Below are 25,119 nucleotides of genomic sequence, written 5' to 3'. Positions count from 1 at the left end.
TAATAGAATCCTTGTATCGCGGCTGGCTGCGGTATAAGGATTTTTATATATATATACGACCCTGCAAGCCCAAATAATAAGGAAATAATTGGATGATGCGAAAATAGTTAAATAAATCCATCAGTTTCATAATATTGTCTACTATTACCGCGAAACCGGTTTTGTATATAGTATAGAAGTGTTATTTGATTACAAGTAGTGGAGATGAGGGGCAATGAAATCGACAAGTATCAGCAGTGAAATGAAAGCGGTTGCGAACCCGGGACCGAAGCCGCGGATCTGGCATGATATTCCCGGCAAATACAAATTGTTTTTGATGGCATTTCCGTTCATGATTCTTGTTTTTTTATTTTCCTATTTGCCGTTGTATGGATGGGTCTATTCCTTCTATAACTTTCGTCCGGGGATTCCGCTATCCGAAACCGAATACGTAGGCATGCAGTGGTTCAAGTCCATGTTCAGCAATCCTACACAAACGGCCGAGGTCATGCGCGTCCTGAAAAATACGATGGCCATGAGCTCGCTTGGCATCCTGACCTCTTTCCTTCCGGTCGTTTTCGCAGTCTTTCTTTCCGAAATGCGATCGGCCCGCTTCAAGAAATGGGTGCAGATTCTCACTACGCTCCCCAATTTTATCAGCTGGGTGCTTGTTTACTCCTTCGCTTTTATGCTTTTTTCCGTTGATAACGGTCTTATCAATCATATCCTGATCAACCTTGGCCTGACCGACAGAGGGATCAATTTTCTCGCGTCCGACAGCCATACCTGGCTTTCGATGACACTATGGGGCCTGTGGAAAGGGCTGGGCTGGGGAGCGATTCTGTACATCGCCGCTATTTCCGGCATCGACCAGGAGCAATATGAAGCTGCAAGGGTGGACGGCGCAGGGCGGTTCCGCTCGATCTGGCATATTACAATTCCAGGTATCATGCCCACCTATTTTGTTCTGCTGATGCTGACAATCGCCAACTTCATCAACAACGGGCTGGACCAGTATTTTGTATTCCAGAATGCCATTAACAAGGATCATATCGAAGTTCTGGACCTTTACGTATATAATATCGGCCTGCTTGGCTCCAACTTTTCATTCGCTACGGCGGTCAGCATGCTGAAGTCGATCATCAGCATCATCCTGCTCTTTTTTGCCAACACACTATCAAAAGTCGTCCGCGGCGAGAGTATCGTATAATCCCGAACAGCCAGGAGGTCGTAACCATGCGGAGCAAACGCTCAGCGGGAGATCTGACGTTTCATACGCTCAACTATCTCGTGTTTGCAATCCTTGCACTGCTTTGTATCTTTCCGTTTTATTATTTGTTCATCAATACAATCAGCAACAACGATCTCAGCAGTCGCGGGTTGATATCTTTCTATCCCAGAGAGCTGCATGTCACGAACTACATAGAGGTGCTGCAAATTCCCGGCTTCGGACAGGCTGCGTTTATGTCGCTGTCAAGGACGGTCCTGGGTACCGTGCTCACAGTGGGAGGCTCCGCTCTGCTCGGATTCATATTTACAAAGAGAGAGATGTGGGGACGGACGTTTTGGTACAGGTTTGTTGTCGTCACCATGTATTTCAATGCCGGTATTATCCCGTGGTATATCACGATGATGAACCTCCACATGACCAATAATTTCCTTGCTTACATCATACCGGGCGTCGTATCGCCGTTTTTCGTTATTCTGGTCAAAACCTTTGTCGAGTCGCTCCCGATAGCTCTGCAGGAATCGGCGATGATCGACGGTGCGGGCTATTGGATTATTTTTACCCGGATCGTTTTCCCGCTTATTACTCCCATCCTGGCAACGATCGCCATCTTCTCGGCAGTCGGCCAGTGGAATTCCTTTACCGATACATTGTTCCTGATGGCAAATCCGAAGCTGTATACGCTGCAGTTTGTGCTTTACAAATATATTAATGAAGCTAACTCGCTGGCAGCGATCATCCGGAATTCGCAGGGAGGCGGCCAGGCGATCGATCTGTCCAGCATGCAAACGCCGACGTCGATCCGCACTACGGTAACCATGATAGTCGTGTTCCCGATTCTGCTTGTGTATCCCTATTTCCAGCGCTACTTCGTCAAGGGGATCATGATCGGAGCCGTCAAAGGCTGACCATTCGTTGAAGGGCCGGCAAGAGAAAAGGAGTGATGTTTAATGCGCTTTGCCGCATGAGATTGGAAACGGAAGTGCCTGTTAAACCATTATTGAATTTATTGGGAGGTCGAGTAAAGACATGAAAAGCATTATAAAAAAAGCATCAACCGTGCTGATGGCATCCATCCTTCTCGTGAGTTTGGCTGCTTGTTCCGAAGGCAATAACAATGCGGCAAACAATGCAGGCAGCGGCACGGACGCCGCGAATGGCACGAAGCCGGCGGACACGAAGGAGCTTTATAAAATCAATGTTTACTCTCAACTGGCAAACTTCTCGGGGAAGCAGGGCGGCTGGTTCGCCAAAGTTCTGAAGGACAAGTTCGGCCTTGAAGTGAACATCATCTCGCAAAACCTGGAAGGCGGCGCGAACAAATTTGCTACGACGATGGCATCCGGCAACCTCGGCGATCTCGTTGTTTTCGGCTCGGACGGCCAGGACTACCGCGATGCGATCAAAGCGGGCATGGTGCTCGATTGGACACAGAACGGTCTGCTTGACCAGTATGGCAAAGATCTTATGGCGAATGTGCCCAAAGCGATCGAAAAGAACAAAACGTACTTCGGAGACGGCAAAGCCGTGTATGGCGTCGGCTTCGATGCAGCGGCGGATGGCGCAACAGGCTCTGCTGACGGAAACACAATGACGTACCAGTCCGACATGCGCTGGGATCTGTATCAGAAGCTTGGAAGTCCGAAAATAGAGAACATGGAAGCCATTCTTCCCGTACTCAAGAAGATGCAGGAGCTTGAGCCCAAGAGCGACAGCGGTCGTCCGACATACGCCTTCTCCCTCTGGGCCGATTGGGACGGCAACATGATGACGTTGGCGAAGCAATTTGCGGCCATGCAGGGCTATGACGAGAGCGGTCTGCTCCTCGTATCGGCGGATGAAGAGAAATACCAGGACCTTCTGTCTGAAGACGGCTACTATTTGCGGACGCTGAAGCTGTATTATGACGCGAACCAAATGGGTCTGGTGGACCCGGACTCCCTGACGCAGAAGTTCGATGACGTCAGCAACAAGTTCCGCGATGGACAAGTGCTGTATTCCTGGTTCCCGTGGCTCGACAGCGCATACAATACGCCGAATCATACCGATGCAGGAAAAGGCTTCGCAATGGTAGGCTTTGATAATCAGAAGATTTATTCGTACGGACAAAATCCATATGGCGGCAACCGGTTATGGGCGATCGGCTCGAAGGCGAAGCAGCCGGAACGGATCATGGAATTCCTGAACTGGATGTACTCCCCCGAGGGCGTGATGACACAAACGAATGGCCCGGAAGGCCTGACGTGGGAGATGAAGGACGGTAAAGCGGTGCTGACGGACTTTGGCAAAAAGGCGTTGAAGGATACAACGACGCAGGTGCCGGACGAATTCGGCGGAGGCCAGTACAAGGACGGAACGAACCAAATGAACAACACTTCGCTCAAAGTCAGCAATATCAATCCGAACACGAACGAGCCGTATGACTGGAACAGCTGGTCCTCGGTGCTGGAAGACAACCCGAACCCGGTTGACAAATCGTGGAGGGAAGCAGTAGGCGCGTTGACCCCGCATGAGCTGCTGGAGAAAAACGGTCAAATTGCTGTGAATAAGCAGCTGCCCGAGCCGGCTGCCATTATGGATCAAACATTGAATCAAAAGCTGAACCAGGTGGCAACCGTCATCAAGCAATACTCATGGAGAATGGTCTTTGCCAAAAACGACCAGGATTACGACAAGCTGAAAACCGAAATGATCAATAAAGCGAAAGGTCTGGGCTATGACGAGCTCATCAGCTGGCAGGCTGATCAAACCAAAAAGGTTTTCGAGCAGCGCAAACTAAACTCTTGAGTAAACAGGGGATTGATGCCCGGGAAGGGAATGGTTGCTGCGTTCAAGATTAAGGTCCGAATGAAGTCCGCTATCATAGCGGGCTTTTTTTTATATGTAAAGGAAAAATTTAAGACCAGCCGCTCACAAACTTAAAGTGATGTAATCTCCTATTTATCGTGACTAGATTTTTAGAATGCGATAGAATGATAAAATCCGACAGTTAAAGCAGGTGGCGCTGGAATGTACCGGTTAAACAGATATCAAACCAAGCTGCTGATTTTCAGCACATGTGTTTGTACGATTCCGATTATCGTACTCGGGATTTTGTTTTATTATGAGTTCTCGCAGTCGATCCAGGATAAGGTAAACGAAGGCAACCGGCATATATTGGAGCAAACCCGGCTCCGGGTGGAGCAGGTGCTGCAGGGAGTGGACTTATCCCTTCAAAGGCTTGTTGATGATGATAACGTGGTTCAGTCCATGAGCCGGGATTTATCTCCAGCGAATTTTCAATTCACGCTGGCCTTGTCCTCGAGGCTGAATCAGGTACAGCGGTTTGATTTCGGTCTTCAGGATGTCGACTTGATCGGACTGCAAAACGGCTGGATATTGAGCAATTACGGACTTCAGCGTGTAAGCGCAATCACGAATAAGGAACGCATCAAGCAGTATGTCAATCTATCGGGCAACTCTTTCTGGACCACCGATAAGGGCAGTCTGGCCCGGAACACAATGAGCCCCGGCGAGAGTACCGTCAGTCTTGTCAAAAAAATCCCCCTGATTTCGGATAACCCGGACGGCTTGCTCATCGCCGAAATTTCAACTCATGAATTGTACCGGTTCATATCGCAAAACAATTCATTAGGCGAGATCTTTATTTTTGACGCGGCGGATCAATTGCTGGTCAAGCAGAACAAAAAAACGCCATATCCCGCCTCGGAGATTGAGACGTTCATGCACAGCATAGATCTGGAGAAGCAGTCATCGGGCCATGCGACAGCGGAGCTCAATCATCACAAGGTAGGGATCGAATTTCAAAAGTCCTCCTACAACCAGTGGCTCTATCTATCGCTTATTCCGCTCGAGGACATCAAGAAAGAGTCATGGAGAACAAGCTGGATGATTCTGCTGGTTTGTCTGGGACTGCTCGTCCTGGCCAATGTAACCGCATTCCTGTTCACGCGGCGCTTGTACTCGCCGATTCAACGCCTGTATGAGCTGTGCTTCAACAATATCGGCAGAACGCATGGTCATAAAGTCAACGAATTCGATATTATTAACGAAAATATCGTGCGCCTGCAGGATGTGCAAATCCAGATGACGCAGCAGATCCAGGGCCAGGTCAGGCAGCTTCAGGAATTGTTCGTACTTAAGCTTGTGCAGGGAGAATTCCATCCCTCGGAAATTGACGGCAAGCTCTCCGTCATGGTCCATAACCCGCCCGCCGATCTCAAATGGATGGGTGTGATCGTCCTGCAGATCGATACGCTCGAAGGAACCCGGTTCGAAGAGAAGGACCGCGAGCTGCTGCTTTTTGCCATCAATAATATGGTCGGCGACATTATTCCGGGCAAGCAAAGCCTGCTGCCCATTATCGTCAAGGAGAATCAGGTGAACGTTGTGCACACGCATCACGAATCCCTGGAGCTGTTTCAGACGTTTATCGCCGCGATGGCGGAAAAAATAAAGCTAGAGGTTCAGCGTTACTTGAGCCTTTCTGTCAGCATCGGCGTCAGCCGGGCTTATCCGCAGCTGAAGGATGCGGTTCAAGCTTATGCTGAAGCCAAAGAAGCGCTCAAATACCGGCTTCTCTCCTTTGACAAGATGATCCTCTATTATGAAGACATCAATCTGGAGGATAACAAGAGCATTTCATTTCCCGAGGAAACGGAAAAGCAGCTGATCCAGGCGATAAAATACGCCGAAGCCGAAACGCTGGATCCGCTCATCGAGCAGCTGATTCAGGATATTACGAAGCAGAGCGGCAATTATATCGATTATCAGGTTTCTTTTATCCGCTTCTTTGCCGATCTCGCCAAGCTGCTGCAGGAATCTGACTTGTCGCTGCACGCCATATACGGCGAGAACAAGCTGCCGCTCCAGGAGTTGTTCGAGCTTCATACGGTTGATGAAATCCGGGACTGGTTCCGGAACAAAATCATTAAACCGGTGATCCCGCTGTTCGAAGAACGTAAGAAAACCAAATTTCAGAGCCTTTCCTATGAAATCGTTCACATGATTCAGAACGAATACGATACGGACCTCACGCTGGAAATATGCGCTTCCCGTCTGCATTATCATCCCACTTATATAAGCCGGGTGCTGAAAAATGAAGTCGGCCTGAACTTCAGCGAATGCCTCGCCCGTCACCGGCTGGACGTCGCCAAAAAAATGCTGGAGGAAACCGATATGAAAATTTCCCAAATTGCTGAAAAGCTGCGCTATCATAACTCGCAGAATTTCATCCGGTATTTCCGCAAAATGGTCGGCATGACCCCGGGAGCCTACCGCGACCAGCATCTGAAGGGGTTCAGCGGATAATCCGGCAGGTTGGCTCCTGATTACCGGCAGTTTATCTAATGATTATTCCCTTGCCCGGTATGCGGTAATACCGGGGTATTTGCGTTGGTTATCCTGTGAGCCTATGAAGTTATCCGCCCCAATGGTAAGGTAGACGGGTGAACGATAACCTGCATAGCAAAGGGGGATTAGCTTGATCAGTGAAGCATCCAGAGAATTGAAAGCCTACCGTCCGAACTCCGCATTGGCAAAAAGATTGCTCAAGAACCGCTGGCTTTATCTCATGCTGCTTCCGGGAGTGCTGTACTTTATTATCTTCAAATATTTACCGATGTGGGGCGTGCTTATCGCCTTCCAGGATTATTCGCCGTTCTCGGGTTTTGCAGGGAGTCCATGGGTAGGCTTTGACAACTTCCTGCAATTTTTCAAGGATGACTCCTTCGCCCTCATCTTCCGAAACACGATCATCCTGGCGATTTATAATCTGGTTTTTTTCTTTCCGCTGCCGATTATTATCGCGTTGATGCTCAACGAGCTGCGTATCGAGGTTTTCAAACGCTTCATACAGACCTTGATCTACATCCCGCATTTTATTTCCTGGGTTGTGGTCGTAGGCATCGCCTACATTTTGTTTACGCCGGAAAATGGACTTATCAACAACCTCCTGATCGGGATGGGCGGCGAGAAGATCAATTTCCTGCTCAGCAACGAATGGTTCAGACCGATGATTATCGGCCAGGTGCTCTGGAAGGAAACGGGCTGGGGAACGATTTTATTTTTGGCAGCGCTTTCAGGTGTTGATACGCAGTTGTATGAAGCGGCCCGCATGGACGGCGCCAACCGGTGGAGACAGCTGTGGCATATTACGCTGCCGGCGATCAAGAGCACGGTCATTATTCTCCTGATTCTGAGGCTGGGCAGCTTCATGGATTCCGGATTCGAACAAGTGTTTCTGATGCTTAATCCGATGAACCGCGAGGTAGGAGAAGTGTTCGATACGTTCGTTTATACGAGCGGCCTGCAGCAGGGGCATTTCAGCTATGCGACGGCGGCGAATCTGTTCAAGTCGGCGGTGGGCATCGTACTCGTCCTGGGAGCGAATTATCTGGCCAAGAAGGCAGGCGAAGAGGGCATCTACTGATGCGGATTCGGTTCATCGGCGATAAGTTAGTTTACTTGGAAAGAGGTGACCACGAATGAAGGATCGAACGCTGGGAAGCCGGTCATTTGATGCTGTGAATTATGCGCTGTTATTGTTTTTTGGCCTATGCACGCTGCTGCCCTTTATTTATATTATCGCCGGTTCGTTTACTGCGCCGGAGGAGTTTATCTCCAAGCCTATCATTCTGTTTCCGACGCATTTCTCATTGGCAGGCTATCAGTATATTTTTTCATCGAGTATTATTTTCAGAAGCCTGGGCGTCACGGTCTTCATTACGGTTGCGGGAACGCTGATCAATCTGCTTTTTACCTCTCTGATGGCGTACCCGCTGGCGAGGAAGGAGCTGGACGGCCGCAGGACGATTATGCTGATGGTGACATTCTCGATGCTGTTCAGCGGCGGGATGATTCCGACATTTCTTATTGTAAAATCGCTTGGCCTGCTGAACAGCTACTGGTCCTTGCTGCTGCCTAACGCGATCAACGCCTTCAATCTGATCGTCCTGCGGAATTTCTTTCAGCAGCTGCCGGAAGGACTGGAGGAAGCGGCCAAAATCGACGGTTGCAACGATTTGAGAATCCTGTGGCAAATTATCATTCCGCTGTCGCTTCCCGCCATGGCTACATTCACGCTCTTTTATGCTGTGGGGCATTGGAACTCCTTTTTCCATGCGGTGCTGTACATCAATGATAATTTGAAATGGCCCGTTCAGGTCTGGTTAAGACAAATCGTCATCTTATCGCAGGGCGGCATCGGCGATTCCGCCGCCTTCGACAGCACCTATATAACACCGCCGTCGCAAATCGTGAAGATGGCTGTCATTGTTGTTTCAACCGTACCAATCTTATGCGTGTATCCGTTTCTACAAAAGCATTTTGCCAAAGGCGCCATGCTGGGTTCCGTTAAAGGTTAATAAATATGATGCAGGGGGTAAACCATGTCAAGATTAGGAAAAAAATTGAGAAAACCGTTCCTGGCCGCAGCAATGGCCAGCATAATGGTCGCGGCGACAGCCTGCAGCGGCGGCACGGGCAGCGAGCAAGCCGGGAATCAGAGCGCTGCCGAGTCCACGGAGCCGTTCGAAATTACGATGATGAATCAAAGCATCGTGGCGGAGCCGCCAAGTCCGGATGATCCCATCATCAAGGCGATCGAGGAATATACGAATACGAAGCTGGATATTCAATGGGTGCCCGGCACGACCTATCCCGACAAGCTGAACGCTACGATCGCCTCCGGTTCGCTTCCGATGGTGGTTCTGCTTCAGGACAGGCAGGAGTCTGTGGTCAATGCGATGCGGTCGGGCTATTTCTGGGAAATTGGTCCATTTCTGAAGGATTATCCGAATCTGGAGAGATCCTTGAACAAGCAGGTATTGAAAAATGTCTCGCTGGACGGCAAAATTTATTCTATTTTCCGCAGCCGTTCGCTCGTCGGGGACGGGATGATTTTCAGGAAGGATTGGCTGGACAATCTCGGATTGAAAGCGCCGACCACGACGGATGAGCTGTACAATACGATAAAGGCATTTACGTTAGACGATCCGGATAAGGACGGGAAGAACAACACGGTCGGCGTCGCGGAAGAGTCCCTGCTGCGCGGCTTTAATTTCATCCTGGCGGCATTCGGGGGCGGGAATTTGTGGGACGTGAAGGACGGCAAGCTGGTGTCGACTATATACAGCCAGGAGTACATGGACGCCTTGAATTTCTACCGCAAGCTGTATCAGGAGAAGCTGATCAATCAGGACTTTGCGATCGCCACCCGGCCGCAAAATATCGACAACATGGATAAGGGCACATACGGCATGCGGCTGGGCGATCCGGACCAAATCACGCGCCATTCGCAGCTGCTCAAGATCAACCCGAAGGCGGAGCTTGACGTTTCCGCTTCAATTAACGGGAGCAAGGGCGTTCGCATGCTGATGAGCACAGGCTATACCGGGGAATTCGTATTTCCCAAATCCAGCGTGAAGACGGAAGCGCAGCTTAGGCAAATTCTTGCTTACTTTGACAAAATTTCCGATGAAACCGCTCAAAATATTTTTGAATGGGGAATTGAAGGCATTCACTACACGATGAAAGACGGAAAACCGGTGCGGACGCAGGAGCAGACGGACAAGTACAATGCGGAAGTCGTCCAGCTTGAGCAAACGCTGGAGGTAGCGGACGGGTCAAGAGCCATGCAGGGCAGCATCGATCCTTACGTTCAAAAATACAAAGACGCGAAGAACGCGGTTGCGGGCAATCTGGTGGTCAATCCGGCAGCTGCCTATATTTCCGATACGTTTAACCAGAAGAGCGCCGATTTGAACAAAATCATCAACGATGCGCGCATTAAATACATTATGGGCCAGCTCGACGAAGCAGGCTGGAAGGACGCGGTGTCTAGCTGGGATAAGGCCGGCGGCGGCCAAGTGACGGAGGAATTAAACGAACAATACGCCAAGGATACAGACAAGTAGTCAAGGCAAGGCAAGACAAGACCTGCACGCTGCCGTCCCGACGGCAAGCTGGCGGAATAGAAGTCCAATGGGAGGAAAACACAATGAAAGTTACGGATTTGACCTGTTATGTGGCAAGCGGACTGCTGTATGTAAAAGCGGATACGGATGAAGGGGTCTCCGGATTCGGGGAATGCAGCCCGATGCGCCCGGAAATTCTGGTGGAGATTATCCAGCAGATCATCAAACCGCAAATCATCGGCAGCGATCCTTTCAACATCGAGAAGATCGAAGAGAACGTGATGCGCAAGCATTATAAAATGTCCGGCCAGATGCTGGCAGCCGCCTACAGCGGAGTGGAGATCGCGCTCTGGGATGCAAAAGCGAAATTTTTGAAGCAGCCGTTGTATAATTTGCTCGGCGGCAAATACCGGGAGACGATTCCGCTCTACGGATCCAGCATGAGCCGCGATCTCACCCACGACCAGGAGGTCGAGAAGCTGAAAGAGGGGATTGCCGACTATCATTTCGGCGCCGTCAAGATCAAGGTTGGTCCGAGATTCGGCAGCGGACTGCCTGTCGATCTGGACGAGGATGCGGAGAAGGTACGGAGAGTGCGGGAGGCCATCGGGCCGGATGTCCGGCTCATGATCGACGGCAACAGCTCTTATACTTATATTCAGGCGGTTCAGCTGTACGAAAAAGTGAAGGATTGCGGCATTCATCATTTCGAGGAGCCCTGCCCCTATTTCGATATCGAAGCCTATGTGAAGCTGGCGCAAACGATACCTGTGCCGATCCATGTGGGCGAACAGGACTGGAATATCTTCACCTTCCGCGATTTTATCGCCCGCGGCGGCTGTCATCTGTATGCGGCCGACCCGATCAAATGCGGGGGGCTGCTGAGCGCGAAGAGAGCCGCCACTTTGTGCAGAGCGTTCGGCATCCATTACGTGCCGCATAATACGACCCGCGGCATCGGCTTTGCGGCAGCTCTGCATCTCGCGGCCAGCACGCCGGAGTGCACCAGCTACTATGAGTATTCAATCGAAAAAAGCAATCTGCGCGGCCAAATGCTGAAGACGGAATTCAAAGTAAGCGAAGGACGCATTCATGTGCCCGATGGACCGGGTCTTGGCATTGAGATCGATGAAGAGAAAATGTACAGCATGCTTACTGTCGTGAAATAGCACCGTGTGTAAGGTATGGAGCATGTGCCCGTATCATATCCGATTCGTGAAGGAGCTGCAGCAGATGCAGCTCCTTTATGTTTTTTAACATGAAGCTGCGATGGCGTACAGGAAAACTGTGAATGAGAGATATCGCGTACTCTGCGGGTATCTCTAAGGATTATGCTGAGTAGCTTTAAGGATTATCGGGATTATAAAGTCTGAATATGGAGGTCCGAATGAGCTGGGAGGGCAATTGTCGCTTTCAGGATTGTAGTCATTTACCGGGCTGTACGGAATAATGAAAAGGCCGGTCACGGGTATGGCTCACAACTATCAACAGCGGGGTGAAATATGAAAAGAAGATATGCAATTTGCGGGGTCAGCAATCGAAGCATGAAGATGTTCATCGGTCCCATGATGAATACCTTCTCCAATCAGGCCGAGATTGTCGGATTGCTTGATATCGATCCAAGGAGGTTCGAGGTCTGCAAGCAAAAATTTCCCGGGCTTGGGCCTGTCCCGGAATTCGGTCCGGATGATTTCGGTACGATGGTGGAACAGACCAGTCCCGATGTGATTATCGTAACGGGGCGCGACGATACCCATGCTTCTTATATTGTTCAGGCGCTGGCGTGCGATCTGGATGTGCTGACAGAGAAGCCGATGGCGACAACCGGCGCCGATTGCCGCCGGATTATTGAAGCTGAGAACAGGAGCAGAGGGAAAGTGACGGTTGCCTTTAATTACCGCTTTACGCCCATACACAGCCGGATCAAAGAGATGGTGCTGGAAGGAAAGGTGGGCAGAGTCACCTCGGTCGATCTGAACTGGTATATCGACACGTATCACGGAGCCAGCTATTTCAAACGTTGGAACCGCTTACGCGAGCAATCCGGAGGGCTTTCCATTCATAAAAGCTCCCATCATTTCGATCTGGTCAACTGGTGGATCGGCCAGCAGCCGATAGAGGTATTCGCTTTCGGGGCACTCAACTATTACGGTCCCGGGGGAGAGATGAATCCGAAGAAAGAGGACGGCCGGCATTGCGGGACCTGCGAGGTCAAGCAGGATTGCCGTTATTATATGCGCTGGTCCTCGCGCAGCAAGGAGGTTCATGTGAAGGACGACCATATTGGTTCGCCGGATTCCGGCGGAGCAGAGGCACCGTACAGCCACTATCGGACAGATGCCTGCATCTTCGATTCCGAAATCAACATCGAGGACACCTATTCGGCGAACGTGAAGTATAACGGAGGGGCGCTGCTCACGTATTCCGTCAATTTCTCCCTTCCCTATGAAGGCTATCGGCTTGCCATAAACGGAACCCGAGGGCGCATCGAAACGATGGAATACCACTCTTCCGGCAGAGTCCCGTTTCCTGTTCCGGCGCAGACCATCGATTATTTTCCTCTGTTTGGAGCCAAAGAAACCGTGCATGTCGTTCACAGGGAAGGCGGGCATGGCGGCGGCGACCCGGCGCTGCTGGAGCATATATTTCTGGGTCCCGATCCGAATCGGAGCTTTGACATTCTGTCCGGCTCATGGGACGGCGCTTATGCGGTCGGTACCGGTGAAGCGGTCTGGAGATCGGTCAGGGAGAATCGTCCGATCCGGATTGATGATGTGCTTGAAGGAGGCGTTGCGCATGAAACCGCAAGTGACGCACGCGGCGCAGTCCGTCCGTAACGGCAAAGCCGGTGTGCTCTGGGGCCGATTCGTCAAGAGCCGTTATTTGTATATGATGGTGACGCCGGGCCTGCTTTATTTTGCCCTGTTCAAATATTTGCCGATGTGGGGGATCCTCATTGCCTTTAAGGACTATCTGCCCTTTCGCGGCTTCTGGAACAGCCCGTGGGTCGGCTTCAAGCATTTTGACCGTTTTTTCCACGATCCGGTATTCTGGACCTTGTTTGAAAACACATTGATTCTGGCCATTTATAATATCATTTTTTTCTTCCCGTTCCCGATTCTGATCGCGCTTATGCTTAATGAGCTGCGCCGGGAATGGTTCAAGCGAAGCATACAGACCTTCATCTATATTCCGCACTTTGTGTCGTGGGTAGTCGTCGTCGGCATGGCCTATACCTTCTTCTCGTCCGAAGGCGGCATCTTCACGGATATGCTCGTTGATGCAGGGATGAACAAGGTTAACTTTCTGATGTCCAACAGCTGGTTCAGGCCGATGATTATTCTTGAATCCATCTGGAAGGAATCAGGCTGGGGAACCATTATTTTTCTCGCCGCCCTTTCGGGGGTCGATCCCACGCTGTATGAGGCAGCCAAGATGGACGGCGCGGGACGGATCAGACAGCTGTGGCATATTACGCTGCCGGCGATCCGCAGCACTATTATCATTTTGTTCATTTTGCGGCTGGGCACTTTTCTGGATACGGGGTTCGAGCAGATCTTCCTTATGCTCAATTCCACCAACCGTGAGGTTGGCGAAGTGTTTGATACTTACGTGTACACAACCGGCGTTCAGCAGGGGCAGTTCAGCTTCAGCACCGCTGTCGGCCTGTTCAAGTCGCTTGTGGGTCTGATGCTGGTGCTGGCAGCCAATAAATTAGCCAAGAAGGCAGGAGAACAAGGTGTTTACTAACGAAGAAAGGAGGCTGCTGCCATGATCCGTTCATCGCTTGGTTCGCGTTTTTTCGATCTGGTGAATGCCGGGGTTCTGATCGTTTTCGCATTAATTGCCATCATTCCGTTCTTGTTTGTATTGTCGGGATCGTTCACTGCTTCCGAAGAGCTGTTGAACCGGGGGGTTGTCCTCTTTCCGACCAAATTATCGCTCGAAGGCTACCGCTATATCTTCTCGGCGGAGACGATTCTGAGAAGTCTGGGCGTGACGGTCTTCATTACCGTTGCCGGGACATTCATCAACCTCTTCTTCACGACGCTGACCGCCTATCCGCTGGCCAGGAACGAATTTATGGGCGGGGGACCCATCATGCTGCTCATCTTGTTTACGATGCTGTTCAGCGGGGGGATGATTCCGACGTTTCTCGTTGTCAAGTCCTTCGGCATGCTCGACAGCTTCTGGTCGCTGTTAATCCCGAGCGCGATCAGCGCGTTTAATCTGATTATCTTGAGAAACTTCTTTCAGCAGCTGCCTGACGGGCTGGAGGAATCGGCCAAGATTGACGGCTGCAACGATTTTCAGATTTTGTTCCGCATTGTGCTGCCGCTTTCCCTTCCGGCCATGGCTACCTTCGCATTATTTTACGCGGTAGGCCATTGGAATACGTTCTTTAATGCTATCCTGTATATTAACGATAATGCGAAATGGCCGATTCAGGTATGGCTGCGGCAAATTGTGATCTTGTCGCAAGGAGGTGTCGGAGACTCGCAGAATATGGGGAGCGACTATGTGGCTCCTCCCGGCGAAGTGATCAAGATGGCGGTAATTGTAGTCTCGACCGTACCGATTTTGCTGGTTTATCCGTTTCTGCAAAAGCATTTTGCCAAAGGGGTACTGCTCGGCTCCGTCAAAGGATAGGATGGAAGGCTGAAGCAGCAAGCTGCTCACCAAACTATATTCAGGAAAATGGGAAGGGGAATTATTCATGGCTATTCCGCGTTATCTTAAACAAGGCCTGCTCGCTGCAGGAGTTCTGTCGCTGGTCATCACTTCGGCATGCGCCAGCAGCAATGGGGAAACGAACGAGGGCGCTGCATCTGCGCCTGCAGAATCGTCAAGCCCGTCAGAAATTACGATGATGAATCAGTATTTAACGGCAGAGCCGCCAAATATGGATAGCGAGCCGATGAAGCTGCTCCAGGAATATACGGATGCCAGCTTGAATGTGACCTGGGTTCCCAGCTCAAGCTACAGTGAGAAAGTCACGGCTTCGATTGCCGTTGCCGGAGATTTGCCGAAGCTGCTGCTGGTGAAGGATGACCGCAATCCGGCTATCATCGATGCGGCCCGGGCAGGCTTGTTCTGGGAATTGGGACCTTATCTGAAGGACTATCCGAATCTGCAATCCTTGGACCCCGCACGGTTATCCAACATTTCCATAGACGGTAAAGTATACGGTGTCTACCGCTGGAGAGCCATTGCCCGCAACGGAATCATTATCCGCAAGGACTGGCTGGATAATCTGGGCCTGCAGGAACCCAAAACAATCGACGAGCTGCTGAACGTTATTAAAGCGTTTACTTACGACGATCCGGATAAAAACGGCAAGAATGATACGTTCGGCATCTCGTTCGACTCGAACAGCGCACAGTTTAACCATTTCCTGTCCATCATGGGAGGTCCGAATCTCTGGGCCTATGAGGACGGGAAGATGACTCCGGATTTCATGACGAAGCCGTATATGGATACGCTCAAGATGCTCAAACAGATGTATACCGATAAAGTGTTCAACAGTGATTTTCCTGTTGTTAAGGACCGTACGGTACTGATCAATCAGGGCAAGGCGGGAGTCTATATTGGAGCTTATGATGATTTGAACGCGCGGTTTACCGATTTATTCAAATTGAACCCGGATGCCAAACTGGATCCCATTCCGAATGTCAGCGGACCTGACGGCATCAGAGTACAGGGGGGAACAGGCTATAACAGCGTCTTCATGATTCCGAAGACGAGCGTCAAAACCGAGGACGATCTGAAGGAGGTATTGTCCTTTCTCGATAAACTCGGCGACGAGAAGGTGCAGAACCTGATGTCATGGGGAATCGAAGATAAGCATTACAAGGTGGAAAGCAGCAAAGCGGTGCGTGTCGACGAGCAAATTTATACCAATGAGGTCTATAACGAGCTGTTCCAACTGATGGTGTTTGACGGCAAGAAGGCTCTCGCGGGCGATCTGGATCCGAATGTTGCGAAATACAACCAACTGATTCAGGATAACGAACAATACGCCGTTCCCAATCCGGCGCTGCCGCTCCTGTCACAGACTTATATGGAGAAAGGGAGCCAGCTTGAGCAGATTATTATGGATGCCCGGACCAAGTTCATCATTGGCGAATTGGATGAGAAAGGCTTTGAGCAGGCGATAGCCAACTGGCGGAAAAATGGCGGCGACCAGGTGATTTCCGAATATGAAAGCGATTATGCCAAAACAATGAACAAGTAAGCGGCGGTAATAAATCTGCTTGCACGTCTAGTTCTCTGCAGATTGCGGCTTTGAAGATTTATAGAACTTCATCGCATCTTTATGCGATAATGTAAGCGGTTGTAATACTCGGCTTAAAGAAAGAGAGACCGACATGAAGCTGCTGAATTTGTCCCGTTATCAAGTCAAACTGTTTACATTATGCTTGCTGCTCGGCGCCATTCCCGTCGTGGTGCTGGGCATTTTTTCTTATGCCAAATCATCGGGTTTGATTGAAGACAAGGTGCTGCAGGGAAATGACCAGCTGCTGCTCCAGATCCAGACTCAGCTTGAGAATACGTTGAAGGTCGTCGACTTCTCCATCTTTCAATTTGCGAATTCGCAGGAGGTTGGCGATGTCCTTCAGAAGCCGATTCAAGCCAGGGATTTTCCGCTTGTCGATAAATTGCTGGATATGCTGCAGCGCATCCAGATCTACGAGCTGGGGATCCGTGACATCCATCTGATCAATATCGATCATCAATGGATGATCAGCAACAAGGGATATGCCAGGCTGGACGATTCCGCAGACGCGGACCGGATCTCATCGTTCTCGGCGATCGATAAGCCCTTGGCGTGGACAACGGAATTCTCGGATGCCAGTGACGGGAAACCGGGAAGCTCGGATATATACCTGGTCAAGCGGTTTCCGAGCTATTCGGGAAGCCCGCATGCGCTGCTTGTGACGGAAATGTCGAGCCAGGAGCTTTTCAAGCTGCTGCCGACAAGCAGCAATCTGGGATTCATGGTCATTTTGGATGATAAAGGAAATCTGATTGCCAGCAGTCCGAAGTCAGGAATGAACAGGTCTCTGCAGGATTCGCCCCAGCTCGCAGACATCAAGCAGGCCGCTGAAATGTTCGGCTACCGGACGGGTCAAATCGGCCAGGAAAAATACGGATTTACATTCCGGAAGTCATCCTATAACGGCTGGACTTACCTGCTGATTGTTTCGCTGGACAGCATTGGCCGCGAATCGCAGGCTATCGGCTGGGCGACAGTATGGGCTTGCGTTATCATTATCGCCATGATCATTATCCTGTCTCTGCGGGGGACCAGTAAGCTCTATTCGCCTCTTCGCACGCTCTATCAGAAGATGGCCGATCCGGCCGAGGTCTTGGATCCCCAGGAGCGGAATGACGAGTTCAGGGTCATCGAACGGCGGATGGAGAGGATGTTCCGAAGCAATATGGATATGACCAGCAGCGTACAGAAGCTGCGGCAGCAGTTAAAGCCGTTCATGATTTTCAAGCTGGTGCAGGGCGGATTGCCGGCCAAGGAAATCGAGGAGCAGCTGCAGCTGTTCGGCTATTCGCAAGGATTCAACTGGCTTGCGGTTGTGACCATACAGATCAATGCGCTGGAAGGTACCCGGTACCTGGAAGGTGATCGCGATTTGCTGCTGTTTGCAATCAGCAACATCGTCGAGGAAACGGTGTCTTTCGAGCATCGATTGAGCCCTGTCGTCATCGAGCAATCGCAGGTTACGGTCATCAGAGGCGATCTGGAATCCACGGATGGATTCAAGGCGTTCCTGCTGGACACAATCAGGCAGGTTCAACAAAATATACAGGCGTATCTGGGGCTATCCGTCAGTGCGGGAATCAGCCGCCCTTACAAAACCTACGGTGCCACGCCAAAGGCGTACGCGGAAGGGCTCGATGCGCTGAAATACCGGATTACGAAGGATACCGAAACGATCCTCTTTATTGAGGATGAGGAGCCTGAGCTGCAGATGGTGTTTTTTCCCGAGCATCTGGAGAAGCAGCTTGTCGAGGCTGTGCGATTTTCGGATGAGAGACGGGCCGCAATCTTATTGGGTGAATTTCTGCAAATTTTGTCCAACCGGGAGCTTACGCACAATCAGATGCAGAACTGGCTGATCAAGCTGCTGCTCGATTTGCTGTATATTACGGAGCAGTCCGACGCCGCCGCCTCCCAGCTCAATGCGAATGCGATTCAACTGTCTGAACAGCTTAAGAGGCTTAATACGGTGCAGGAAATCGAGCTTTGGTTCCTCCGGCAAATTATCGAACCCGCCATTCGCATGGGGGAAATGAGCAATGAGGGTCCTTTTCACAAAATAGCCAATGAAGTTGTCCGCATTATTCAGAGCGAATACGACCGTGAGCTGACCCAGGAGGAATGCGCATCAAGGCTTAATTATCATCCCAGTTATATCCGGCGCGCTTTGAAGAAAAGCATGAATACCAATTTTACCGATTATTTGCTGGCATACCGGATGGAGGTCGCCAAGAAGTGGCTGACCGACACGGAAATGAGGATCGCGGATATGTCCAAAAAGCTTCAATACAATAATCCGCAAAATTTCATCCGTTATTTCAAGAAGGTTACAGGCATGACGCCGGGCCAATATCGGGAAATGTGCTGCAATGAATGAATGATTCAGGGAGGAAACAACGATGAAGAACAGCTATTCGGACTTATCCTATTTGCATTTGGACGGCTCTCTTAACCAGGGCAAGAACAGCGTGGGCACTGACGAGCTGGAAGCGGCGGCCAATTCGCGGGTGCTGCAGGTGGATGATATTCAATCGCCGGTCATTATAGAATCCATGGAGCTTCTCTTCAATAATGGGCTGTATTTCCTCAGGGCCCGGTCCAAGGACGGCTCGGAAGGCGTGGCAGTGGCAAGCGAACGCGCCGAGTATCTGCATCTTCTGCTCAAGCAGCTGATCATTCCGTATTTTATAGGAAAAGACGCGCGCGATCTTGAAAAGCTGCTGGATGGCGTTTACGTTCATGAGAGCAATTATAAGCTGTCCGGTCTTGCATTATGGTGCTGCATCTCATGGGTCGAAGCGAGTCTGCTCGATATGCTGGGCCGAATAAGCGGCAAGCCGGTCGGAGACCTTCTGGGAGGCGTTATCCGCAGCGAGGTGCCCATTTATGTAGCCAGCGGCAACAGGGGAACGACGCCCGAGGAAGAAATCGAGGTGCTGCAGGGCAAAGTCGCAGAAACGGGCGCAAAAGCGATCAAATTCAAGGTAGGCGGCAGAATGAGCAAAAACGCCGATTCGATTCAAGGGCGCTCGGAAAGCCTGATCTACCTGACGCGAAAAGTATTTGGCGAGGACATGACCATTCATGCGGATGGGAACGGCTCTTACGATCCGCCCAAGGCAATCGAATACGGCAAAATGCTGGAGGAAATCAACGCATTCTTCTATGAAGAGCCCTGTCCCTTCGAGCATCTGGAGGATACCAGGGAGGTTGCGGACGCCCTTGCTGTCCCTCTGGCATTCGGAGAGCAGGAGACAAGCATGCGGCGATTCAGGTGGATCATCGACAATGACGCCGCTCAGGTCGTGCAGCCGGATCTGCAGTATAACGGAGGCTTTATCAGAAATACCAGGGTCGCCAGAATGGCCGCATTGAAGGGGATCGCCGTCACTCCGCACATATCCAGCGGGTACGGCTACGTATATGTGCTTCATTTTGCTTCCTATATCCCGAATATCGGGAAATTTCAGGAAAACAAAACCGGGGTTAAGGAAACCGGCAGCCTGTTCACTCCGCAAATGGAAGTCAAGGACGGTGTGATGAAGGCGCCGACAGGCCCGGGGCTGGGTATGGACCACACTGAGGTTAACCGCGTGCTGCGTAAGGCTTTCCTGGTTTAACCGGAACAACCGTTCAAAAAAATGACCGCAGTCCCCAGATTTTCACCGGGACTTGAAGGGAGAAGGAGCATCTGTCATGTGGACCCCTGACGCTTTCCTCGAACAAATCTATGACCGCACACCTGATTATTCCTTCAAATCGGGGACGTATGCAGAATGGGCGGATTGGAGGCCGGCACTGGTTAATGCTTTGAAAAAGGCCATCGTTCTGCCTGCTGCAGAAGCTGTCAATCCGGACCCGGTTGTTCTCGGGCGGGAGGATTATGGAGCATACGTCCGGGAGCATTTACTGCTCCATACGGCACCCCATTTAACAATGCCGTGTTATTTGCTGATACCTAAAAATGCGGTGCCGCCTTACCCGGCAGTGATCGCCTGTCCCGGTCACGGATACGGTTATAAACAGCTGATCGGCCTGCTCCCCGACGGAAGCGACCGGGCCGGAGAACCGGGAAGCTACAAGGATTATCCCGTCGAGCTGGTCAAACGGGGAATGCTGGTAATCGTCCCCGAATTATTGGGACTCGGGGACAGGAGGCTGGAGCAGGACCGGGCCAAGGACCCCAACGAAAATTCATGCTTCCGGCTGGCGATGAACCTGCTGATGGCCGGAAAAACGCTTGCCGGGTACCGTGTGCATGAAATGATCTGCTGTGCCGACTATTTAGTATCCCGCAGCGACACGGTCCCGGGCAGAATCGGAAGCATGGGATTCTCGGGAGGAGGGCTGGTTACGGCATTAACGGCTGCGATCGATGACAGAATCGGTCCGGTCGTTATCAGCGGGTATACCAACACCTTCAGAGACAGCATACTGGCAAAGCCTCATTGTGCCGACAATTACATTCCCGGGCTTCTGCAATATGCCGAAATGCCGGATATTTGGGGCTTGATCGCGCCAAGGCCGCTGCTGATAGAGGCGGGCCAGGAAGATAGCGGATTTCCGATTCAGGGAGCGGTAAAGGCGATAGAACATTTGCGTTCCATTTATCGTGCAGCGAATGCGGAAGAAGAGCTGGTTCAGGATATTCATTCGGGAAAACACGAGGTTTCCGGCCGCCTTGCATTCGACTGGCTTGAGGCTAAATTGAATGGAAGGCCGGAATGCGGATAATGCGTACAGCATGATAATGAAAGCGCACACAAAAATGCTTGCCATTCCTCTGGCGCTGCAGTACGTTAGTAGTATAAAGGAGGAATGAAATGATGGAACGGACCAATCTGCATCTACCCAGAAGTCAGCCGGAAGCACAAGGAATTCCCTCCGCAGCTGTAATTGATTTTTTGAATGCCGTGCAAGAACGAGATCTGGAGCTGCACAGTCTGATGATACTCAGGCACGGCCAGGTAACGGCGGAGGGCTGGTGGGCTCCCTATGCATCCCATCTTCCCCATATGCTGTTCTCGCTCAGCAAAAGCTTTACCTCCACCGCCGTCGGCTTCGCCGCTGCGGAAGGGTTGCTGTCAGTGGATGATGCTGTTCTATCGTTCTTCCCGGACGATGCCCCCGCGGTAATCGAACCGAATTTGGCGGCTATGCGCATCCGCCATTTGCTCATGATGGGAACGGGCAATGACAAGGATACCACAAGCGGGATGCAGCAGAGCGAAGACGGCAATTGGGCCAAAGCCTTTCTTGCGGCTCCCGTCGAGCATGAGCCCGGTACTCATTTTGTCTACAACAGCGGAGCTACCTATATGCTCTCCGCCATCCTGCAGAAGGTTACAGGCCAGACGCTGCTGGAATATTTGCAGCCGCGCCTGTTCGAACCGCTTGGCATAAAGGGAGCGGCCTGGGATGTCTGTCCCCGGGGAATCAATGTCGGAGGCTGGGGATTAAACGTTACCACAGAGGATATCGCCAGGTTCGGCCAGTTATATCTTCAGAAAGGGATGTGGAACGGACAGCGTCTCTTGACGGAGGAGTGGATCGAGGAAGCGACTTCCAGCCAGATATCCAACGGAGACGGCGGAGTTAATGATTGGGCGCAGGGCTACGGCTATCAGTTCTGGCGTTGCAGGCATGGGGTATATCGCGGTGACGGCGCATTCGGGCAATTCTGTATCGTGATGCCGGAGCAGGACGCCGTTTTCGCAATCACAAGCGGCACCAACGATATGCAGGGTGTCATGAACGCCGTCTGGGATCACTTGCTCCCTGCGATGCAGCCGTCGCCGCTTTCTCCGGATCCGCAATCGCAGGCGCAGCTTGAATCCCGACTGGAGGCGCTGGCCATCCAACTGCCGCGGCTGCAGCCGGATTCCCCTCTGGAAGAAGCTTTCTCCGGCAGGGAATATGAGCTTGAAGATAATGAACAGAAGTGGAAGAGCCTATCCGTTTCCTTCGAAGACAAGGGTGCAACCATCGTTCTCCGTAAACAGGACAATGAATACCGCATTAACCTGGGCCGGGGCGAGTGGGTGGAAGGCTCCACGCGGCTGCTTCAGGATCAGGATAAACGCCTCGCTGCGAGCTTTACGTGGCAGCAGCCGGACACGCTTCAATTGACGCTGAGGTTTGTCGAAACGCCATTTTCTATTAACAGCCAGATCCTGTTTGACGGGGACAATATCCTGTTGAAGCAGAATTCAAACGTACTATCCGCCGCTCGGGCTGAAATCCGCGGACGTTTAACGGAACTGGCGTAGAGGTCCGGCGACTGTGCTGGCGGAAGACGGTTCAGCAATGCGCGGTCCTGGATTTTGCTAATAGCTCACCTTATCAAATGTAAAAGTTTCACACCCATAAACTTCTATAAGGCTGAGGGAAGAAGCCTGCTGTGCCGACAAAAGGACGGCGGCCGCCGTTTCTTCTTAAACAATGGAACAAGGCTGCCGGAGCAATCCGGCGGCCTTTTCGGCGTCACTGTCATCAATTTGCCACAAAAAAGCGGCTCGTTTGGCTGATTTGTCCCATATCGGCTGCCGCCCGTAAAAAAAATTGCGGATTACAAAGCTTGATTAATGCGGGGCAACTTTTTCTGTGGTAAGATAGAAAAAGTCATTGATAATGATTATCAGTATTATTGCTAGAGGGAGGCCTTCCGACTCGTCCGCTATGAAATGGAGTAAAGGATTCATCACAGGAATATGGTTTGCCGCCGCAGCGGCGGGATTACTTCTCAGCATGTTTTTTGCTATATCCTACGGCGCCAAAGATATGACGCTTGCCACAGTATGGGCGGCCGTTTTTCATTATGATTCCACCGTAACAACCCATCAGATCATTCATGAATTCAGGCTTCCCCGCGTATTGGGGGCCATGATTACAGGCATGGCCTTCGCGGTGTCGGGTGCGCTTATGCAGGGTGTCACGAGGAATCCGATGGCTGACAGCGGCATCCTTGGCGTCAATGCGGGGGCAGCGTTCGTTGTTGCGCTCTGCTTTGCTTTTCTGCCTGGCTTATCCTACTCCATGCTGATGATCTTCTCATTCATCGGGGCGGCGCTGACTACCTTGTTTATAATGGGGCTCGGCTCGGCTGCAAAAGGCGGACTTACTTCCCTGCGTCTCACGATAGCCGGAGCGGTTGTCGCAGCCATGCTTCATTCACTCAGCACCGGAATTGCGATCTACTTCGACTTGAGTCAGGATCTGGCTTTCTGGTATGCCGGCGGGGTAGCGGGTGTCACCTGGGAGCATCTGAGGGTGCTGGTTCCTGTGATTGTACTTACTTTGATCTGGTCCGTTACGATGGGACGCTCCATTACCTTCCTGTCGCTGGGGGAGGAGTCGGCTGTGAGTCTGGGTGTGCGGACCGGGAGAATCCGCCTGCTCGGTATGACGGCTGCCGTCATTCTGGCCGGAACATCCGTATCGGCGGCAGGCTCCATCGGGTTTGTCGGCCTCGTTGTTCCGCATATCGCACGGCGGCTAATCGGAGTGGATTACCGGATATTGATACCCTTATCCGCTATGCTGGGAGCGGTGCTGCTCATTTGGGCGGATTTCGCGTCCCGGATGGTCAGCCCTCCCAGAGAGTTTGCGATCGGGGCAATGGTTTCACTTGTAGGTGTGCCTTTCTTTCTTTACCTGGCGCGTAAAGAAAGGAGAGATTTGTAGATGGACATCGAGGCGCAGGCCAAAAAAAGAGCAAGACGCGCATTTTATGCCAGTCTTATCCTGTTCCTGATTGCACTGGCGGTTGTGCTCATCAGCCTGAATACGGGCACGATCCGCTTATCCCCGTTAGCCGTGGGACGGACGCTGCTCGGGAACGGCTCAACGGATGAAACGATGATCATGTTCGATTTCCGGCTTCCCCGTATCCTCATCACGATGCTTGCAGGCATTGGACTTGGCATCTCCGGCGCTGTGCTCCAGGGGGTTTCCCGAAATTCGCTTGCCGATCCCGGCATACTCGGTATTCATGCAGGAGCGGCATTCGGACTTATGATCTTCGTGTCCTTCTTCCGCACGATGGAGGGTCCATCCGCGTTGTTCATACCTATGTTTACTTTTGCTGGGGGAGCAGCGACGGCGGTTATTATTTTCATATTCGCCTATGACCGGTACAGAGGCTTGCTGCCGATCCGCCTGATACTGGTTGGCATCGCCGTTGCGGCCGGAATCAGCTCCGTTACGCTGCTGTTGTCCTTGCGGCTTGATGAGGATACCTATTCCTTCGCGGCCAGTTGGCTGGCCGGCAGCGTCTGGGGAAGAGACTGGATTCACGTATGGGCGCTGCTGCCATGGATTGTACTGATCGTTCCCTTCATCTATACGCGCTCCCGGACACTGGATATCTTCGCCTTGGGCGACGATGTTGCGTCAGGCGTAGGCAGCCATGTGACGAAGAACAGGCTGCTCATGCTGTCGCTTGCGGTGGCGCTCTCCTGCGTCAGCGTCTCGATGGCAGGTGGAATCGGCTTTATCGGACTGGCGGCGCCCCATATCGCCAAACGGCTCGCCGGTCCGCAGCATCGGCATTTTCTGCCGGTCGCGGCACTGGTGGGTCTGGTCATTCTCGTCGCAGCCGACACCATAGGACGATCGATTTTTCATCCCAATGCGATTCCGGCGGGGGTTGTGGTTGCAGCCATTGGAGGACCCTATTTTCTCTATCTGCTCTTCAAAACAGACAAATAAATTACACATCA

The 25,119-nt window shown here is 51.6% G+C and carries 18 protein-coding genes; all 18 read left to right on the top strand.

Annotation, left to right across the window (positions count from 1 at the left end):
* Positions 1 to 214 precede the first annotated feature (214 nt).
* The 18 genes from AC0YOA_RS03425 (at position 215) to AC0YOA_RS03340 (ending at position 25,108) form a co-directional block, all read left to right on the top strand.
* Positions 215 to 1,189 carry an ABC transporter permease gene (locus tag AC0YOA_RS03425; protein ID WP_475785409.1) on the top strand — a complete coding sequence of 325 codons (975 nt, stop codon included), beginning with the start codon at positions 215 to 217 and terminating at the stop codon, positions 1,187 to 1,189.
* A gap of 26 nt (positions 1,190 to 1,215) precedes the next feature.
* A complete protein-coding gene (locus AC0YOA_RS03420) occupies positions 1,216 to 2,115 on the top strand; it encodes a carbohydrate ABC transporter permease (RefSeq protein ID WP_475785408.1) in 900 nt (299 codons plus the stop codon).
* Between the two features lie 121 nt (positions 2,116 to 2,236).
* Positions 2,237 to 3,994, top strand: a complete 1,758-nt coding sequence (locus AC0YOA_RS03415; protein WP_475785407.1) for an extracellular solute-binding protein — start codon at positions 2,237 to 2,239, stop codon at positions 3,992 to 3,994.
* 222 nt (positions 3,995 to 4,216) lie between these two features.
* Positions 4,217 to 6,517, top strand: a complete 2,301-nt coding sequence (locus AC0YOA_RS03410; RefSeq protein ID WP_475785406.1) for a helix-turn-helix domain-containing protein — start codon at positions 4,217 to 4,219, stop codon at positions 6,515 to 6,517.
* 196 nt (positions 6,518 to 6,713) lie between these two features.
* Positions 6,714 to 7,637: an ABC transporter permease gene (locus AC0YOA_RS03405; RefSeq protein ID WP_475785795.1), complete on the top strand. Its 924-nt coding sequence runs from the start codon at positions 6,714 to 6,716 to the stop codon at positions 7,635 to 7,637.
* Positions 7,638 to 7,692: 55 nt separating this feature from the next.
* Positions 7,693 to 8,571, top strand: a complete 879-nt coding sequence (locus tag AC0YOA_RS03400; protein WP_475785405.1) for a carbohydrate ABC transporter permease — start codon at positions 7,693 to 7,695, stop codon at positions 8,569 to 8,571.
* Between the two features lie 24 nt (positions 8,572 to 8,595).
* On the top strand, positions 8,596 to 10,122 hold the full coding sequence (locus AC0YOA_RS03395; RefSeq protein ID WP_475785404.1) for an extracellular solute-binding protein: 1,527 nt from the start codon (positions 8,596 to 8,598) through the stop codon (positions 10,120 to 10,122).
* A gap of 83 nt (positions 10,123 to 10,205) precedes the next feature.
* On the top strand, positions 10,206 to 11,291 hold the full coding sequence (locus AC0YOA_RS03390) for a mandelate racemase/muconate lactonizing enzyme family protein (RefSeq protein ID WP_475785403.1): 1,086 nt from the start codon (positions 10,206 to 10,208) through the stop codon (positions 11,289 to 11,291).
* A 333-nt stretch (positions 11,292 to 11,624) separates the two neighbouring features.
* Positions 11,625 to 12,959, top strand: coding sequence for a Gfo/Idh/MocA family protein (locus AC0YOA_RS03385; protein ID WP_475785402.1), 1,335 nt, complete (start codon positions 11,625 to 11,627; stop codon positions 12,957 to 12,959).
* Positions 12,960 to 13,011: 52 nt separating this feature from the next.
* Positions 13,012 to 13,872, top strand: coding sequence for an ABC transporter permease (locus AC0YOA_RS03380; RefSeq protein ID WP_475767290.1), 861 nt, complete (start codon positions 13,012 to 13,014; stop codon positions 13,870 to 13,872).
* Between the two features lie 21 nt (positions 13,873 to 13,893).
* Positions 13,894 to 14,772: a carbohydrate ABC transporter permease gene (locus AC0YOA_RS03375; protein WP_475785401.1), complete on the top strand. Its 879-nt coding sequence runs from the start codon at positions 13,894 to 13,896 to the stop codon at positions 14,770 to 14,772.
* A 67-nt stretch (positions 14,773 to 14,839) separates the two neighbouring features.
* On the top strand, positions 14,840 to 16,357 hold the full coding sequence (locus AC0YOA_RS03370; RefSeq protein WP_475785400.1) for an extracellular solute-binding protein: 1,518 nt from the start codon (positions 14,840 to 14,842) through the stop codon (positions 16,355 to 16,357).
* A 133-nt stretch (positions 16,358 to 16,490) separates the two neighbouring features.
* On the top strand, positions 16,491 to 18,776 hold the full coding sequence (locus AC0YOA_RS03365; protein ID WP_475785399.1) for a helix-turn-helix domain-containing protein: 2,286 nt from the start codon (positions 16,491 to 16,493) through the stop codon (positions 18,774 to 18,776).
* Between the two features lie 22 nt (positions 18,777 to 18,798).
* A complete protein-coding gene (locus AC0YOA_RS03360) occupies positions 18,799 to 20,019 on the top strand; it encodes a mandelate racemase/muconate lactonizing enzyme family protein (protein WP_475785398.1) in 1,221 nt (406 codons plus the stop codon).
* A 76-nt stretch (positions 20,020 to 20,095) separates the two neighbouring features.
* On the top strand, positions 20,096 to 21,133 hold the full coding sequence (locus AC0YOA_RS03355; protein WP_475785397.1) for a dienelactone hydrolase family protein: 1,038 nt from the start codon (positions 20,096 to 20,098) through the stop codon (positions 21,131 to 21,133).
* Positions 21,134 to 21,222: 89 nt separating this feature from the next.
* Entirely contained in the window at positions 21,223 to 22,668 is a 1,446-nt protein-coding gene (locus tag AC0YOA_RS03350) for a serine hydrolase domain-containing protein (RefSeq protein WP_475785396.1), read from the top strand.
* A 409-nt stretch (positions 22,669 to 23,077) separates the two neighbouring features.
* Positions 23,078 to 24,082 carry a FecCD family ABC transporter permease gene (locus AC0YOA_RS03345; RefSeq protein ID WP_475785794.1) on the top strand — a complete coding sequence of 335 codons (1,005 nt, stop codon included), beginning with the start codon at positions 23,078 to 23,080 and terminating at the stop codon, positions 24,080 to 24,082.
* Positions 24,083 to 25,108 carry a FecCD family ABC transporter permease gene (locus AC0YOA_RS03340; RefSeq protein ID WP_475785395.1) on the top strand — a complete coding sequence of 342 codons (1,026 nt, stop codon included), beginning with the start codon at positions 24,083 to 24,085 and terminating at the stop codon, positions 25,106 to 25,108.
* Positions 25,109 to 25,119: the final 11 nt, after the last annotated feature.

The organism is Paenibacillus sp. JT22N12 (assembly GCF_056269365.1).
This window is presented reverse-complemented; position numbering and strand designations above follow the sequence as displayed.

Coding starts and splice junctions, on each gene's coding strand:
- AC0YOA_RS03425 (WP_475785409.1), top strand. CDS start 215: ATGAAATCGACAAGTATCAGCAGTGAAATGAAAGCGGTTGCGAACCCG.
- AC0YOA_RS03420 (WP_475785408.1), top strand. CDS start 1,216: ATGCGGAGCAAACGCTCAGCGGGAGATCTGACGTTTCATACGCTCAAC.
- AC0YOA_RS03415 (WP_475785407.1), top strand. CDS start 2,237: ATGAAAAGCATTATAAAAAAAGCATCAACCGTGCTGATGGCATCCATC.
- AC0YOA_RS03410 (WP_475785406.1), top strand. CDS start 4,217: ATGTACCGGTTAAACAGATATCAAACCAAGCTGCTGATTTTCAGCACA.
- AC0YOA_RS03400 (WP_475785405.1), top strand. CDS start 7,693: ATGAAGGATCGAACGCTGGGAAGCCGGTCATTTGATGCTGTGAATTAT.
- AC0YOA_RS03395 (WP_475785404.1), top strand. CDS start 8,596: ATGTCAAGATTAGGAAAAAAATTGAGAAAACCGTTCCTGGCCGCAGCA.
- AC0YOA_RS03390 (WP_475785403.1), top strand. CDS start 10,206: ATGAAAGTTACGGATTTGACCTGTTATGTGGCAAGCGGACTGCTGTAT.
- AC0YOA_RS03385 (WP_475785402.1), top strand. CDS start 11,625: ATGAAAAGAAGATATGCAATTTGCGGGGTCAGCAATCGAAGCATGAAG.
- AC0YOA_RS03380 (WP_475767290.1), top strand. CDS start 13,012: ATGATGGTGACGCCGGGCCTGCTTTATTTTGCCCTGTTCAAATATTTG.
- AC0YOA_RS03375 (WP_475785401.1), top strand. CDS start 13,894: ATGATCCGTTCATCGCTTGGTTCGCGTTTTTTCGATCTGGTGAATGCC.
- AC0YOA_RS03370 (WP_475785400.1), top strand. CDS start 14,840: ATGGCTATTCCGCGTTATCTTAAACAAGGCCTGCTCGCTGCAGGAGTT.
- AC0YOA_RS03365 (WP_475785399.1), top strand. CDS start 16,491: ATGAAGCTGCTGAATTTGTCCCGTTATCAAGTCAAACTGTTTACATTA.
- AC0YOA_RS03360 (WP_475785398.1), top strand. CDS start 18,799: ATGAAGAACAGCTATTCGGACTTATCCTATTTGCATTTGGACGGCTCT.
- AC0YOA_RS03355 (WP_475785397.1), top strand. CDS start 20,096: ATGTGGACCCCTGACGCTTTCCTCGAACAAATCTATGACCGCACACCT.
- AC0YOA_RS03350 (WP_475785396.1), top strand. CDS start 21,223: ATGATGGAACGGACCAATCTGCATCTACCCAGAAGTCAGCCGGAAGCA.
- AC0YOA_RS03345 (WP_475785794.1), top strand. CDS start 23,078: ATGAAATGGAGTAAAGGATTCATCACAGGAATATGGTTTGCCGCCGCA.
- AC0YOA_RS03340 (WP_475785395.1), top strand. CDS start 24,083: ATGGACATCGAGGCGCAGGCCAAAAAAAGAGCAAGACGCGCATTTTAT.